Source organism: Vibrio sp. D173a (assembly GCF_030248475.1).
In genome coordinates this window covers 17,664-33,541 of sequence record NZ_JAHGAH010000094.1, presented here as the reverse complement: position 1 = coordinate 33,541, position 15,878 = coordinate 17,664, and the positions used below count along the sequence as shown (strand labels likewise).

Below are 15,878 nucleotides of genomic sequence, written 5' to 3'. Positions count from 1 at the left end.
GATCAAGAGACAGGCAAAAGCGGGCTTATTGATATAAGGTGGTTCGTTGTAAGCTGGTTAGTTGCAAACTGGACAGGTTGGCATTTTCATCAGATTCATTTCTCGCCAAGACATGCTGAGCGCATCTAAAATCAGAATTTTGCCTTTCTTTGGTTGGCCGTAATCAGATATTACTTTAATCGCTTCCATCGCTTGTACTGCGCCAACAATACCAACAACAGGCGCCATGACTCCGGCTTCGACACAGCTTAATGCACCACTGCCAAAAAGGGCACTCAAGCATTGGTAACATGGTTGCGCTGGGTCATCGTAAGTAAACACGCTTACTTGTCCCTCCATGCGAATGGCGGCGCCTGAAATTAGCGGTGTTTTGGTCGCAAAACATAGGCGGTTAAGTTGATTACGCGTATCGACGTTATCTGATGCATCAACAACAATCGTGTGCTGTTCGATCAAGCTTTTTAGCTCTGTATCATCAAGACGCTTTGCGATGGTATCTACAATGATGTGCGGGTTAAGTTCGCGTAGTGCATCTGCCGCCGACTCTACCTTCTTACGGCCAATATCCGCATCGTGATGCAGTACTTGGCGCTGAAGGTTAGACAACTCGACGATATCATCATCAATCAGCGTGATTTTACCGACACCGGCAGTGGCCAAATATTGGCTTGATGCACAACCTAAGCCGCCAGCACCAAGCATCAATACTGACGCTTGTTTGAGCGCCTCTTGCCCTTCAAAGTCAAATTGACGAAGAATGATTTGGCGGTTGTAACGCAGCATTTCCTGATCGGAAAGAATATCCACAACGATTTCCTAGTATAGGGTTGAGTTGAATAGTTGGATCTGAACCGTTTCACCTACTTCCACACGGCCGCGCTCGCGCTCTAACACAACAAAACAGTTCGCTAGGCTCATGGAGCGGAATGCACCAGAGCTTTGGTTTCCGGTTGTTTCAACTACAAACTTGCCATCTTCCAATGTATAGATGCCACGTTGGTAATCGGTACGACCTGGCGCTTTCTTAAAGGCGGTTTTGGTTGTTGCAGGAATAGACTCAGGTGCTTTCCATTCTGTATGGCCTGCAAGTTTTGCAAGCATTGGTTGAACAAGTACGTACATGGTAAGTACGGCGGAAACCGGGTTACCCGGCAGACCACAGAACCAAGCTGTACTTAGCTTACCAAATGCGAAAGGTTTACCCGGCTTGATTGCTAGCTTCCAGAAACCAATTTCACCAAGCTCTTCAAGAATGTCCTTGGTGTAATCCGCTTCGCCGACGCTAACACCACCAGAGGTAACAACGACATCAGCCAACGTTTGCGCTTGTTCAAAAGTTGCTTTCAGAGTCTCTGGGCAATCTGGAATGATGCCAAGATCAATCGCCTCACAACCGAAGTTCTCGATAAGCGGTTTAATACCGTAACGGTTGCTGTCGTAGATCTGACCTTCGTCTAATGGTTCGCCTAGTGGTTTAAGCTCATCACCAGTAGAGAAGAAAGCAACTTTTGGTTTACGCACTACCGTCACATGGCTTACACCAAGAGACGCAATCATCGGAATATCGCGAGGTGTTAAACGCGCACCTTGTGCAAGCACGATGTCGCCTTGCTTGATGTCGTCACCTGTTGGGCGGATGTTGTTTTGCGGCTTCACGTCAGTTTGGTTGAACTGAATGCCAGCATCCGTCACTTCTGTGTTTTCTTGCATGATAACGGCGTCGCAACCTTCAGGGATTTTTGCGCCAGTCATGATGCGAACACAGGTACCTTGTGGCCATTCACCTTCAAAAGGTTGTCCTGCAAATGATTTACCTGCTAGAGGCAATACAGAAGATGACTCAAGATCTTGAATGCGAATTGCGTAACCATCCATTGCTGAGTTATCGAATGGCGGTACGTGAATAGGAGACAAGATGTCTTCTGCCAGTACAAAACCGAGTGCTTCAGCAAGTGGAAGAGAAAGCGTAGTTTGGATAGGTTTGATTCGCGATAGCATTTTGTCCATCGCTTCTTCAATTGGCATCAAGCCAGGTGCGTCGCAGCAGCCCATTGAGAAAATCCTGTGTTCTTTTGTTTTGTGGCAACTTTACCATAAAAAGGGGACCGAGTAAGAATGTCCACCTATAAAATATGGGTGTAATTATTCAAAAATCCGAGTATCCTTGTCAGCCATCCGAAAGGGGTAAAAAACCTGCGGAGCTCAAGAAAATCAGCTCAGTACCTACATTTGATGTGTCTTGGTGTGAAGACACGAACTGAGCAGCTCAAACCGAAAAGTATGAATGCAATTTTGATTGGGTTCGTATCAAAGCGGAAGTAATAAAAGAGGAAGTGGAATGTCAGGTCTTAGCGAGTCAGCGAAGTTAGTAAAAGAAGCGCTAGAGCAACGCGGTTTGGAAACGCCAATGCGTCCAAACAACGTAAGTCGTGAAGAGAAGAAAGAGAAGATCGAACACCACATGCGTGAGATCTTAGGTCTACTTCAACTTGACCTTACTGACGATAGTTTAGAGGAAACACCTCACCGCATTGCTAAGATGTACGTTGATGAAATCTTCTCTGGTTTGGATTACTCCAACTTCCCGAAAATCACGGTGATTGAAAACAAGATGAACGTGAGCGAAATGGTGCGCGTGAAGGACATCACAGTGACCAGTACTTGTGAACACCACCTTGTGACCATCGATGGCAAAGCTGCTGTGGCTTACATTCCACGTGGCAAGATCATTGGTCTATCAAAGATCAACCGTATCGTTCGCTTCTTTGCCCAGCGTCCACAAGTTCAAGAGCGTATGACTCAGCAGATTCTTGTTGCACTTCAAACGTTGCTTGAGTCTGATGATGTGGCAGTGACGATTGACGCAACACACTACTGCGTGAAATCTCGTGGTGTGATGGATGCAACTAGCGAAACGACAACAACAGCATTGGGTGGCATCTTCAAAAGCAACCCAGCAACGCGTGCCGAGTTTCTGCACGGTTTACGCTAAGTAACAAAGCAATATTCTAAGAGGATGGCAAACGCCATCCTTTTTTACATTTGCTTGGAGGGTGTGCTGATGAGTTCTGGCCAGTACATTTTTACATAGCCAGCGGAAACCCAAATCACGAGCACGGTGGCAACACTTAATTCAAGAAATCCAAAATCATGTAACCAATGCCACTGTGGGTAAGATTCTGCAAAAAAAGTGGTAAGACGATGCATCGCAATCGCGCTGATAACAGAAGGGAAGGTTGCTGCAGCAATAGATGGCTGGAACTTCAAGCGCATCAAACGGAAATAACACAGGTAAATCAACAACGTCATAGTGATTGCGATGCCTGCTAATGCGCCTGTTAGTATCGGATCTGGCTCGCCAAAGTTGACCAAATAAGCCGCTAAAGACAAGTTCACCGGAGCTGCCATGATCGCCAATGTTGGGCGTGCGCGACGCGGAAGAGAACCAAAGAACACAAGGCGATAAAGCACTAATGGCAACATAAAGAAGTAAATGCCAATGCACATCATCGCCAAGGTTTCAGAAAACACATTATGGCCGAATTGAGAACCTGCAAGGGAAGAGCTGATCAAACCAACAGGATATAAGAACCAACTTGGCACGATGTTCGACATCTTGAAGTTCATGATCTGGAAACCAAAGAACAACACCATCATCGTAAAGTGAAGTAACACCGCCATAAACCAAAGCGGATAAGCTACGATTGGTGCAACCGCAGCAAGGTAGTCACATAGCATGAGTAACGCCATACTCATCGGAGCCATTAAGCTACCGCTCAGAGGGTGTTTGATATCCGCCATAAACAGGCGAGGGCTGGTGGCGTATTTCAGCAGAACTGGAGTGAGGAGCAATGCACCAAGTGCAGCAAGAAATGGTCTTATCGGTTCGCCAATGTCAGGAATGTATAAGGCCCAAGCTTGTCCAAGCCCGATCATACCCAGTGCCAAAGCCGCTTGCGAAGGCGGGACACTGTAAAACTGTACAAGTCTTCTCCAGTTCAAAACTACTCCGAGATTGGATGAATCACTCTAATTTGAGCCGCGAATACTAACAATATTCATGAGTCGTTACCCTTAAATATTATAAGTAAATATCAGAGAATGGGAATTTTGTGAGTTTGGTAGGGAAATTTTGTAGAGAGATGCAAAAGCGCAGAATTACTGGCTCCAAACTAACATCTTATGTGGAAGATAATTTGGAGCCTGTTTAGCCAAGCATCTCGAAGTTACTTGGATATATCAACTTATGCTTGGTTTTCTGGTAGGTCTTGTTGACGTAGTTTGTCATTTTTAAGCGTACGATGTAACAATTGGCTGTAAATCGGTTGTCCGCCAAGTAACTGCGCTACGATGACTGCGCCTAAACTGGTAATAATGAGTGGCAAGATTAGGTAGTAGTTATTCGTCATCTCGATAACTAGCAAGATACCAGTAATCGGTGCACGCACTGTTGCTGCAAATAGCGCCCCCATGCCTGCAATTGCGAATACACCCGGCTCGATAGTCAGTGAAGGCAACAGCATGTCTGCACTGGCACCGAATGCGTAGCCAAAGAGAGTACCAAGCGCCAGCATTGGTGCAAAAATACCACCAGGCGCACCAGAGCCGAAACAAAGTAGGGTGGTAATCACGCGACCAACGAACAGCATGACTAAAATCGAGATCGAGTAATTACCATTGGTAATATCTGGGATCAAGCCAATACCACCACCGGTAAGCTGTGGCACGTAAAGCAGCAACAGACCAAATACGCCGCCTAAAATGGTACCTGTGATTAGGTAGCGTTTACGGTCGTTTTTATGCAATGCAACAAAGCTGTCTTGTGCAATGGTTATCAGTTTGTTGAATACAACACCAAACACGCCGAACAAAGAACCGAGAAGCAGGAACAACCACAACGATTGCAATTCAGGAGATTGGTATTGTGGCATGGTGATAACGGCTTCTTGACCGTTGATGGCTCGAAACACAATGTTCGCCATGATGGCTGAGATGATCACCGCACGAATGGAAATCAAAGAGTAACGAAACTGAGGGCGCATCTCCTCAACCACAAACATGATGCCTGCCAACGGTGCGTTAAATGCCGCCGCCAAGCCACCGGCGGCACCGGATGCCAATAGAGAGTGACGGGTATCATCGTCCTTTACACGGAAGATGTCTGTAACCATACGGCCAACCGCACCGCCCATCTGTACTGTTGGACCTTCGCGGCCTAAAACCATACCTGAACCAAGCGCACCCATACCGCCAAAGAATTTTACTGGGATCACTCGCCACCAACGAACCGGACGAATGTTATCCATTGCACCTTCGATTTCTGGAATACCAGAGCCTGATGCCTCAGGGGCAAAACGGTGCACAAGGTAGTAACCGATGAACGCTAACGCGCCACTGATCAAAATCGCAGCGAGCCACAAAGGCAGTACGCTACCGATCTCACTCTTTAGCCATTCGGTACGAGTCTCAGATACAAAGTGAACCGCAATTTCGAAGTAGGTGCCGACAAGGCCTGCTAACGTACCAACGATTGCGGCCATAAAGAGGACGGAAAATGATGTTGGCGTTGACCCTCGAGAGACAAACTGGTTAATCGCATCTTTCGGTACGTGCGCTAACACAGATTTCACAATTCTCTCGCGTTTGGTCATTAACAGATTCTCCTAGACTACTAATTGGAAGGGACGAAAGAAATTATACGCTCACGAGAGTCTAGACCTAATCAATAAAGATGCAATTTAGCTTTCCACTATTGAGCGGTTCAAGTATCAATTGTCTAAATATTGATTAATATTGTGCTATTGGTCCCATATTCGGCGCTATTTTTTTATTGGTAAAACTTGTTTTCTGAGCGAAATGAACCATGCTTTAAGTGTAAAGCAACATGACTGCTTCAGAAGGAGGGATGTGAGGTTTTACACACAATTTGGATGGATTCAAACCCTACAGAAATTCCTCGTCATTTGTTCGGGACGCATCAATAGTCTTCCCGATTCGCATACTCACGATTGAGTCACGAGGCAGAGGCGCACGCACTGTGCGCCTTTTTAATGCCTGCTTGATCCTGAACGTTACATTGCCTACAAAAAAACAGAATGCAATGTTGATTAATTTAAATGGTATAATATTCTGTTTGTCGTAATGGTTCTCAGCGTGATGTATTACGCAGTTTAGGCTTTGTACAAAGATTGATGCGGACTAGAAGGTCCGCTTTTTTGTACCTGAAATTCGACATCGCAGCTTGCTTCTCGCTCAGCTTGCAGCAAAGATAAAGCTTATTCATCTTCTTGAGTTAGCTTAATAGTAAGGCCATGCTGCGTTTTTATTTTTGTTCGTTGCTCTCCCTCTGTTTATTGACGCAAACTGCTTATGCGCAGGGGGCATGGTGGCAAGCTATATTATCGGACGCATCTGTCGTTGAGGTTCAACAGACTTTGCAAGAGGGCGGAGAGTGGTATACCTGTGAGGCGCAAGAAAGTGCAGTTGCATTCTGTTTGGATGACTTTCACTACTATCAGCAACATCTCTATGGAGAAGCAACAACAGAGGCAAAAGCAATACGTCTAATCTTTCTCACGGACTACCAACCGCAAAATCTAAGTGAGCTGATACTGAACCTGAGAAAAGATGGATTGGTGATGAAGCGAATAGCAATACAAGGTGAGCAGTACGATGTTGCTGAAGCATTAAAACACCACTCGCCAGAAGTGGTCGATAAAGCACTGGTCCTATTTATCAACCGCTACCCTCAGCAAGTACCACGTCGTATTGCTTGGGTTTTAGCACAAGAGTTTGGTTCTCCAGCCCCGAGATTAAACGTCACCTTAAACAGTGATGGCGAGATGATTGAGCTAGAGGTAATTCGTTTCTAAAGTGCCATGCTTTAGCTCTCTGATGTTTCCGTTTTATTCTCATGGTGCAAGGCTAAAAATGTAGCCATTGCTGACTCGTCCAAAAATCCATCCGACTTTTTATGAGCACGCAGATACTGGTAACCCGCAATCAGTTTGCGATGTTGTGTTTCTTCAACCTGAGAGATCGTTCCACTCATGACGTGCTGGAAGGCAAGTTTGTAGGCTTCCATATCCACAACCTCTGCCTGACGGTATAAATAGCCACAGCCGGTGGCTAGCCACTCCAATGAGCAGTTGGCTCGCATTGCGATTTGGTTGGCTTTGGTTAAGCTGGGTTCGCTTCCTTTGAGATATTTGCGAATTAAAGCCTCGGAAACGTCGACGCGTCGAGCAAAACCGCTGATGCTTTCTTCGCCAATTAACGTGGCGAGTCGTTGGGCAAAAGACATATTTCGTACTCCAGTTCGAATTGCGAAAGTTTACCCGTTGAGCAAGCGGTAAAACAAGACTAGGATGAATACAGATTAAGAAAAGGAGAGAAACCCATGGTTGCAAAAGTAGTGACTGCACCAAACGGTCCAGAGTTTTCTGAGCTGGTTCAAGGATATTGGCGTGCAGTAGATTGGGGCATGACAGCGCAAGAGCGTTTGTCGTTCCTAAAGCAACACATTGAGTTAGGTATTACCACCGTTGATCACGCTGACATTTACGGTAATTACGAGTGTGAAGCGTTGTTTGGTGAAGCATTAGCACTAGACAAGAGCTTTCGAGAGCAAATTCAGATCGTGACAAAGTGCGACATCAATTTATGTGGTGACAAAACGCCAGAGCGTAAGATTAACCACTATGACACCAGCGCTGCACACATCTATCAATCCGTGAACAACTCGCTTGAGAGACTCAAAGTCGACGAGATTGACGTTCTTCTTATCCATCGTCCAGACGTGTTGATGGACGCAGATGAGGTTGCAGAAGCGTTCTCTGAGCTACATAAAGTGGGTAAAGTTAAGCACTTTGGTGTTTCTAACTTCACGCCGCGTCAATTCGAGCTTCTTCAATCTCGTTTAAGCAAACCTCTTGTGACTAACCAAGTGGAAATCAACCCACTGAACTTTGAAGTTGCACACGATGGTACGTTAGACCTACTTCAAACACATCGTGTTCGTCCAATGGCATGGTCATGTTTGGGCGGTGGTTCCATTTTCACTGGTGATACGGAGCAAGCGGTTCGTGTTCGTAACGAACTGGAAGCTATTCGAGAAGAAGTGGGTGCAAACAGCATTGATGAAGTCATTTACGCTTGGGTTCGTCGCTTACCTTCTAAACCAATTCCAATTATCGGTTCTGGTAAAATTGAGCGCGTTCACGCAGCAGTGAATGCTTTGAACATTGAACTCACTCGTGAGCAATGGTACCGAGTTTGGGTAGCATCAAAAGGTCACGGTGTGCCATAGAAAGCACAATAATCAAACGAAAAGTAAGGCGCTCTCATCGGGTGCCTTTTTTATTTACTATTCAGCTAAAAGAGCAGGAGCCAATAAAGGCAACCCCTTGCGTATCAAGCTCTGTAGAAGTTTTAATCACTCCTGCGCAATGTCACTAAATGTATAGGGAATTCGGGATTTTCTCGTTTAACTGGTTCACTCATCTATTCATATTGCGTATGCTTACCCAGTAAACAACAAAGAAAAAACTCCTCGTCAGTTTCTTCGTATTATAGGCGGTATCAATCTGTTAGACTCCTGCGCAGATTGTTGAATATTAAAGGTGGTAGAATGTCTTTTCCTGTACTCATCTGTGATGATTCAGCGTTAGCACGCAAGCAGATGGCAAGATCACTGCCAGCAACATTGAATGCAGACGTGACATTTGCCATTCATGGTAAAAATGCGCTTGAAGAGTTGGCGCAAAAAGAATTCAAGCTGATGTTTCTCGACCTCACCATGCCAGAGATGGACGGTTTTGAAACATTAGAAAATATGAAACGCTTGGGGATCCAAACGCCCGTGGTGGTTGTGTCTGGTGATATTCAACCTAAAGCGAAAGAGCGTGTCTTTGCGCTCGGTGCGAAAGCATTTATTCAAAAGCCTATTGGTAAAGATGAGCTTAAGGCGACGTTAAAAGAGCTGATAGAGCCTGATGATCGTCCCCAAGTCATTACTCCTACCACGATTGAATTACCCATTCTGCGTCGCCGCGACATCTATATGGAAGTGGCCAACGTCTCTATTGGTCGTGCGGCCGACGCGCTAGCTCGCCACTTTGATGTGTTTGTTCAGCTCCCTTTTCCAAACGTGAATATCTTTGAAGTCAGTGAGCTGCACATGGCGCTACGAGACTTAGCTTCTCACGATAACGTCTCCGGTGTTTGCCAAGGTTTTTGCGGCGAAGGTATTGCAGGCGAGGCACTGGTCATTCTCAGTGACTCCAGCGTTTCCGATCTTAAGAAACTGATGAAGGTGCCAGCGGACAGCGAAGAGTTAGAAGAGCTTGAGCTGTTGATGGACATATCCAATATCTTGGTTGGGTCATTCTTGAATGGTTTGGGCGAGCAGTCTGAAGTCCGCTTTTTCCAGAGCTCACCAGTGCTGCTTGGTCAGCATATTTCCATCGATTCTATTATCGAGTCGACAACTGGTGCATTTAGCCGAACCATGACATTTGAGGTCAGCTACAACATTGAAGGCACTTCCATCCGTTGTGACCTACTGTTTATGTTTGTTGATGAGTCACTGCCGTTGCTGGATAACAAATTGTCGTACCTAATGGAGGATTTCTAATGCTGAACTTACCTGCAGAATTTGAACAATTCCATTGGATGGTCGACATGGTGCAGAATGTCGACATGGGTTTAGTTGTGATCGATAAAGACTGCAACGTTCAAGTGTGGAACGGCTTTATGACGCACCACAGCGGCTTGCAATCTCACGAAGCCATTGGGCGCTCAATCTTTGATATCTTTCCTGAGATCCCGCAAGAGTGGTTCAAGCTAAAAACCAAGCCTGTTTATGATTTAGGGTGTCGAAGCTTTATCACATGGCGTCAGCGTCCGTATTTGTTCCGTTGCCGCAACGTTCGACCAGTGACGCAACAAGCGGAGTTCATGTACCAAAACGTGACGCTTAACCCAATGCGCACCCCAACAGGAAAAATCAACTCACTGTTTTTGTCCATTCAAGATGCAACGGCAGAAGCTTTGATGTCTCAGCAGCAAACTTGATGTCGCAACAGCAAAAATAAAGCTTGAGAAAATAAACACAGCAAAAGCCGAGGTTCGCCTCGGCTTTTTCGTATACTTAAATCGTGTCTTTTGAACCGTAGAATATCGTTATGGATTTTAATCTCGCCCTCAAGCTCTATACCGCAGAGCAAGTCAGAAATGGAGAAGTGATCGCAGCTCAAATGGCAGGCGTCTCAATGTACAGCCTAATGCAGCGTGCAGGAATGGCGGTATACGAACGATTTCTTCATCTTTACCCAAGGGCGCGAACCGTGCTGGTGGTCTGCGGTAAAGGCAATAATGGTGGAGACGGATACGTGTTTGCCACGCTTGCCAAACAGGCGCAGTTGAATGTTCGTGTCTTCCAGTTAGGTGACACCACATCATTGAAAGGGGATGCGTTGCAAGCGTTTGAAGATTGGCAATCTGTGGATGGCGAGAATAGTTCTTGGGATGATTGGCACACTGCACTTTTAGAGGCAGATGTAATCATCGATGCCATGCTTGGTACAGGGCTCTCTGGTGAAGTAAGGCATGAGTATCGCCGCTACATTGATCAAGTTAATCAAATTCATTGTCCGGTCATCTCAATCGATATTCCTTCGGGGTTAAGTGCAGACACAGGTTCCGTGCTCGGAGATGCTATACAAGCGGATCATACGGTGACCTTTATTGGTGTGAAGCAAGGATTATGCACAGGGCAGGCGAGAGACTACGTTGGTGAGCTGCATTTTTCTGGCTTGGGTGTAAACGTCGAGTTTGAGTCGATTGAAGAAGAAAGTGCGTTAGGCATCGATCATCTAATTATCAGAAGGTTACTGCCAGAAAGAAAAGCCACAGCCCACAAAGGGAATAATGGCAAGCTCTTATGTATAGGTGGTAATCAAGGCATGTCTGGCGCCATTCGTTTGTGCGCCTCAGCCGCAGTAAGAACAGGCGCAGGACTTACGGCTGCTCTGACACACCCGAGCTCTTTATTGCCATTGCAAGTTGGCTCTCCAGAAGTCATGAGTCAGGCTATTACGTTTGATGAGCTAAAAGAGCAGGACAACGAACTGATTAAACGGACACGTTGGGCGGATGCCTTAGCTTTCGGTCCTGGTTTTGGTGAGGATGAATGGGCGCATCAGGCATACCAGCTCTTATCTCAGCAATACAAACCTAAGGTCGTGGATGCTGATGGACTCAATATTCTTGCGATGCTGAATCATCGTAATGATGTCGTGGTTCTACGAGATGAACAGCGCGTTATGACACCACACCCAGGAGAGGCTGCCCGTTTACTTAATGTCTCAACTAAGGAAATAGAGCAAGACCGCTTTGCTGCCGCGAGACAGCTCCATGAACGTTATGGCGGTGTCATTGTACTTAAGGGCGCAGGGACGCTTATCTATGATGGGGTAAGAATGTACGTGTGTCTTGCTGGGAATCCAGGAATGGCAAGTGGTGGAATGGGTGATGTGCTCTCTGGTGTGATTGCCGCGCTGCTTGCCAAAGGGTTACCTATTGCTGTTGCTGCACGTTTGGGAGTGATGCTTCATAGTCACGCCGCGGACATTAATGTCCAACAAAAAGGCGAAATTGGGTTATTGGCAAGTGATGTTATTGAATCACTTCGAGATGCCATTAACTTAAAAAACGATTATTGAACGGAGAAAACAGCGCTAAAAATGGCAAAAGAGTGATGTGAGGCGTGAAAAAATCAGGAAATATTTTTTGTTTGATCCAAGGATTAAAGACCGTTTGATGCAATTTTGAGCATTTATGAGAAGCTGAACGGTAAAAAGCTATCGCTTTCACGCAAAGGTTTGCGCAAAGGATTAAATGGTGGTGGGTTTTAACTGTCTGATATTGTTAATAAAGTTATGATTTTGGGGAGAGGTGCGGTGTTTTTGATATGCGATTTCCAAGATGGTATCACAAAAAAAATTCAAATATCAGACTTGTAGGAAAGAAATCACAGCCTATAATGCTGAAAACCGGAGCGTCTGCCAACGCTCCGGTTTTTTTGTGTCCGAAGAACAGTGAACTCGTCTGCCAACGATGCCACTACGCACTCTGAGATGACACATATACTTATGAATCAAGGAATTACACAATGCGTATCGAACAAGAACTTAAGTTAGGTTTCAAAGATGTACTGTTTCGCCCGAAACGTTCTACCCTTAAGAGCCGTTCTCAAGTAAATTTAACCCGCGATTTTACATTCAAGCACAGTGGCCGTCAATGGTCTGGTGTACCTGTAATTGCGGCGAACATGGATTCGGTTGGTAGCTTCGCAATGGCGAAGGCACTAGCAGAGCATGGTGTAATGACCGCTGTTCACAAACACTACACAGTAGAAGACTGGGCAGAGTTTGCGAAAACAGCAGACAAAACAACACTAAACAACGTAATGGTGTCTACTGGTACGTCTGATGCAGACTTCCAAAAAACCAAAGACATCATGGCGAGCTCTGATGAGTTTATCTTCATCTGTATCGATATCGCTAACGGTTACTCAGAGCACCTAGTCGAGTACGTACAACGTGTACGTGCTGCATTCCCAGACAAAGTTATCTCTGCAGGTAACGTAGTGACTGGCGATATGTGTGAAGAGCTAATCCTAGCGGGTGCAGACATCGTTAAAGTGGGTATTGGCCCAGGTTCAGTATGTACTACACGTGTTAAAACAGGTGTTGGTTACCCTCAACTTTCTGCAATCATCGAGTGTGGTGACGCTGCACACGGCCTTGGCGGCATGATCATCGGTGACGGTGGTTGTTCATGTGCGGGTGACGTTGCAAAAGCATTCGGCGGCGGCGCTGACTTCGTAATGCTAGGCGGTATGCTAGCAGGTCACGAAGAGTCAGGCGGTGAAGTGCTCGAAGAAGACGGCAAGAAGTTCATGAAATTCTACGGCATGTCGTCGAAGAGCGCGATGGACAAGCACTCTGGTGGTGTTGCTGGCTACCGTGCCGCTGAAGGTAAAACTGTACTTATACCATTCCGTGGCAGCGTTCACGGCACTATCCAAGACATCCTTGGCGGTGTTCGCTCAACATGTACTTACGTAGGTGCAGCGAAGCTTAAAGAGCTAACCAAACGTACTACGTTCATCCGCGTACAAGAGCAAGAAAACAACGTATTCGGTAAAGAATAAGTTTTTGCTTAAATAGAATTAGTGTAAAAACAACTAAACGTTGAATTTACGAAACCATACGTTGAAATAAAAACAACCATACCTTGAAATAGCTTGTTTAGTGTACAACACTTAGGTAAGTTTACTACAGGTATGGTTGTTTGTTATGAAAAAACGGATTCTCAGAAACTCGTCAGTCAAAAACATATCACGCTTTGTCAGCCTTAAAACTGACTCCATTCACACAGTCGAATCCGACTTGGAGTTTGATGCCTGTTTTCACTTTGAATTTTCAGCAAAAATTTTGACTTTTGAAGCTCAACCCCTTGGCTTCGAATATCATCTCGATGGTAAGAGACGTAAGTATACTCCCGATTTTTTAGTAACTTACAATGACACATATCAACCATTTTATGAGATCAAACCAAAACGCATTACAGATACTGAAGAATTCAAAGAGACTTTCTCCGTGAAAAAAGAGCAAGCCCTTAGCATGGGCAATGATTTAAAAGTTCTGACTGAGGACGATATTCAAATATATCCGTTGCTCGACAACTTGAAGATCATTCATCGCTATGCTTGCGATGACCGTCTTAATTCGCTCCAGCACCAGATACTTGGCTTATTAAGGAAATATGGAGAGCTACGAATAGAGCAAATCGTTAAATACTCTTCAGTTCATTCTTCTATATCATTACCAGCTCTTTACGACCTGATTGCTAGACAACTTTTGAAAATCGATATGCATCAGCCGATTGACTGGCAAACTCCGATTTGGAGCTCATAGATATGAGTGATGAAGACACTGAGCGATTTGGAGATCTGTTTCCACGCTCTCGTTCTGGCATTGCATCTAAGCCGAAGGAAACGTTATCGCTTCCTCTTTGGAAAGAAATCGATCTAGTTTTCAAGGATGTTTTTGGTGTAAGTGAAGAGCGTAGAGATGAAGCCATACATAGGTACAACATTCTAGAACTTCTTATTGAGCGGTATGGAAAAAATTTCTCTAAGAAAGAAATTGATGACGCATTCCCATTTTTAAAAGAAAAGTTCGGTTCAACTACGCCTTCGGCAAGCAGTATTTACAGATACTGGAGAACTTTTAAGAAATCGGATTTCCAGCTGTCATCACTTATACCCAAAGTGACAGCTGGCAACACGAGCAAAAACGTGCCGGAAGAACTTGAGCCATTAATTCAAGAAGCAATAAAAGATTATTTCTCAGCTGAAGAGCAAACAGCTGCTTCCGCATACCTCACACTTGAAACTGAAGTTTCTAGGTATAACGAAACTAATAACACTCAGCACAGTTTGTTTTCAATACAATCGTTTAGGAACAGGCTGAGAAAGCACTCTGAGTATGAAAAAATTGTGCTTAGGAAGGGAAAAAGTGCGGCTGATGCGACTTTTAGGAAAGTGGGGCAAAGACCTGCAACAACAAGAGCACTGGAACGAGTAGAGGCAGATCATACCAGACTTGATCTATTTGTTATTGATGAACGCTATGGTATACCGTTAGGACGGCCTTGGCTTACGCTTTTATACGACACTCATACAAAGAGCATAATAGGCTTCTACCTAGGATTCGAGCCACCGAGTTACCTTTCAGTCTCATTAGCTCTTGAAAACTCTATTCTACCTAAAGATTATTTCAAAGAATTATATCCCTCTGTAGAAGGGGTTTGGCCTTGTTATGGTCTCCCAGAGCATTTAATAGTCGACAATGGTGCTGAGTTTAACAGTCTTGACTTCAAAATCGCGTGCAAAGAGCTGAAAATCAAGGTGAAGAAAAATCCAACTAAAAAGCCTTGGCTTAAGGGTTCAGTAGAGCGTTACTTTCGCACAATCAATAATCGACTATTGTCTCGGATACCTGGAAAGAGTTTTACTAACATATTCGAAAGGAAAGACTACGACCCGCTTAAAAATGCCGTAATCGACAGTTTACTTCTTCAAGAAATGATTCATATTTGGATAGTTGATATGTATCAAAATGGGAAGAATGGTCTTGAAAACAACATCCCGAATCTGAGTTGGGTTGACGCTGTCAATTCTTCAATCCCCCCACGTCCTTTCAAAGGCTCCAGAGAGGAACTGAAGTTTAACTTGGGGAAAAACCGCGAGGTAGCTCTCGATAGAAATGGAGTTAGGCTTGGTACAACAGTACGCTACTCTAGTGATCGTCTAGCAAAATATTTTGGAGAAGCAACTTGTAAAGACATGAAAGGCGTACGAGTAAGAATCAAGTATGATCCTAGCTGTCTTGGTAGGGTGTATGTACTTGATGAAAAGAAAGAAGAGTTTTTTGCTGTAGAGGCAATTGATGCTGACTACGCCTATTCTGTTTCTGAGTGGTTACACAAGACTTGTTGTAACTATGCAAGACGATATATTCGAAAGAACTACAATCACAGAGATGTCGTTGAAGCTTGGCGAAAAATACTCGAAATCATTGATAAGGCATTTGATAAAACTGGTCAGAACCAGACGCGAAACTCATTAGGTACCATAACTACATCTCGGGTGCAGCGCGTGAAAGAGCACACTGAAAGAGCATCTTCTGTCGCGAAAACACAACAGCAAGATAAAAGCATCAAGTCGGAACTTGATGATGAGTTCGATTGGGATATTGAAGTCAATACTAAGGGTTGGTCAATAGAGTGAATTGTTATCGAGGTAATTG

14 protein-coding genes are annotated in these 15,878 nt (G+C 44.9%); 9 read left to right on the top strand and 5 right to left on the bottom strand.

The window, feature by feature from the left end; translation table 11 throughout:
- Positions 1-57: 57 nt before the first annotated feature.
- Entirely contained in the window at positions 58-807 is a 750-nt protein-coding gene (moeB, locus tag KIV40_RS10880) for a molybdopterin-synthase adenylyltransferase MoeB (RefSeq protein ID WP_038888441.1), read from the bottom strand.
- 9 nt (positions 808-816) lie between these two features.
- Positions 817-2,052, bottom strand: a complete 1,236-nt coding sequence (moeA, locus tag KIV40_RS10875) for a molybdopterin molybdotransferase MoeA (RefSeq protein WP_045458392.1) — start codon at positions 2,050-2,052, stop codon at positions 817-819.
- A gap of 286 nt (positions 2,053-2,338) precedes the next feature.
- Here moeA and folE point away from each other — a divergent pair, with 286 nt between their 5' ends.
- Complete coding sequence (gene folE, locus KIV40_RS10870) at positions 2,339-2,992, top strand: GTP cyclohydrolase I FolE (RefSeq protein ID WP_005373478.1); 654 nt, start codon at positions 2,339-2,341, stop codon at positions 2,990-2,992.
- A gap of 44 nt (positions 2,993-3,036) precedes the next feature.
- Here folE and KIV40_RS10865 read toward each other — a convergent pair whose 3' ends face one another.
- Positions 3,037-4,002, bottom strand: a complete 966-nt coding sequence (locus tag KIV40_RS10865) for a TDT family transporter (protein WP_021018160.1) — start codon at positions 4,000-4,002, stop codon at positions 3,037-3,039.
- A gap of 242 nt (positions 4,003-4,244) precedes the next feature.
- Positions 4,245-5,651 (bottom strand): H(+)/Cl(-) exchange transporter ClcA, encoded by a 1,407-nt coding sequence (clcA, locus tag KIV40_RS10860; protein WP_038888437.1) that lies wholly within the window; start codon positions 5,649-5,651, stop codon positions 4,245-4,247.
- Between the two features lie 660 nt (positions 5,652-6,311).
- Between clcA and KIV40_RS10855 the strand changes: the two genes are divergently transcribed.
- On the top strand, positions 6,312-6,872 hold the full coding sequence (locus KIV40_RS10855) for a hypothetical protein (protein WP_285349163.1): 561 nt from the start codon (positions 6,312-6,314) through the stop codon (positions 6,870-6,872).
- 11 nt (positions 6,873-6,883) lie between these two features.
- Here KIV40_RS10855 and KIV40_RS10850 read toward each other — a convergent pair whose 3' ends face one another.
- Positions 6,884-7,303 (bottom strand): helix-turn-helix transcriptional regulator, encoded by a 420-nt coding sequence (locus tag KIV40_RS10850; protein WP_012129711.1) that lies wholly within the window; start codon positions 7,301-7,303, stop codon positions 6,884-6,886.
- Between the two features lie 96 nt (positions 7,304-7,399).
- Here KIV40_RS10850 and KIV40_RS10845 point away from each other — a divergent pair, with 96 nt between their 5' ends.
- From KIV40_RS10845 to KIV40_RS10815, 7 genes are all read left to right on the top strand, one after another.
- On the top strand, positions 7,400-8,308 hold the full coding sequence (locus KIV40_RS10845; protein WP_285349161.1) for an aldo/keto reductase family oxidoreductase: 909 nt from the start codon (positions 7,400-7,402) through the stop codon (positions 8,306-8,308).
- A 321-nt stretch (positions 8,309-8,629) separates the two neighbouring features.
- Positions 8,630-9,634, top strand: coding sequence for a response regulator (locus tag KIV40_RS10840; RefSeq protein WP_285349160.1), 1,005 nt, complete (start codon positions 8,630-8,632; stop codon positions 9,632-9,634).
- Complete coding sequence (locus KIV40_RS10835; protein WP_285349159.1) at positions 9,634-10,074, top strand: PAS domain-containing protein; 441 nt, start codon at positions 9,634-9,636, stop codon at positions 10,072-10,074. The genes KIV40_RS10840 and KIV40_RS10835 overlap by 1 nt, the downstream gene beginning before the upstream one ends.
- 110 nt (positions 10,075-10,184) lie before the next feature.
- Positions 10,185-11,723 carry an NAD(P)H-hydrate dehydratase gene (locus tag KIV40_RS10830; protein ID WP_285349157.1) on the top strand — a complete coding sequence of 513 codons (1,539 nt, stop codon included), beginning with the start codon at positions 10,185-10,187 and terminating at the stop codon, positions 11,721-11,723.
- 449 nt (positions 11,724-12,172) lie between these two features.
- The gene (locus tag KIV40_RS10825) at positions 12,173-13,216 is read left to right on the top strand and encodes a GMP reductase (protein WP_285349156.1); all 1,044 of its coding nucleotides are present in this window, start codon (positions 12,173-12,175) and stop codon (positions 13,214-13,216) included.
- A gap of 145 nt (positions 13,217-13,361) precedes the next feature.
- A complete protein-coding gene (locus KIV40_RS10820; RefSeq protein WP_285349155.1) occupies positions 13,362-13,982 on the top strand; it encodes a TnsA endonuclease N-terminal domain-containing protein in 621 nt (206 codons plus the stop codon).
- A 2-nt stretch (positions 13,983-13,984) separates the two neighbouring features.
- Positions 13,985-15,859: a Mu transposase C-terminal domain-containing protein gene (locus tag KIV40_RS10815; protein WP_285349153.1), complete on the top strand. Its 1,875-nt coding sequence runs from the start codon at positions 13,985-13,987 to the stop codon at positions 15,857-15,859.
- The last annotated feature ends 19 nt before the right edge of the window (positions 15,860-15,878 follow it).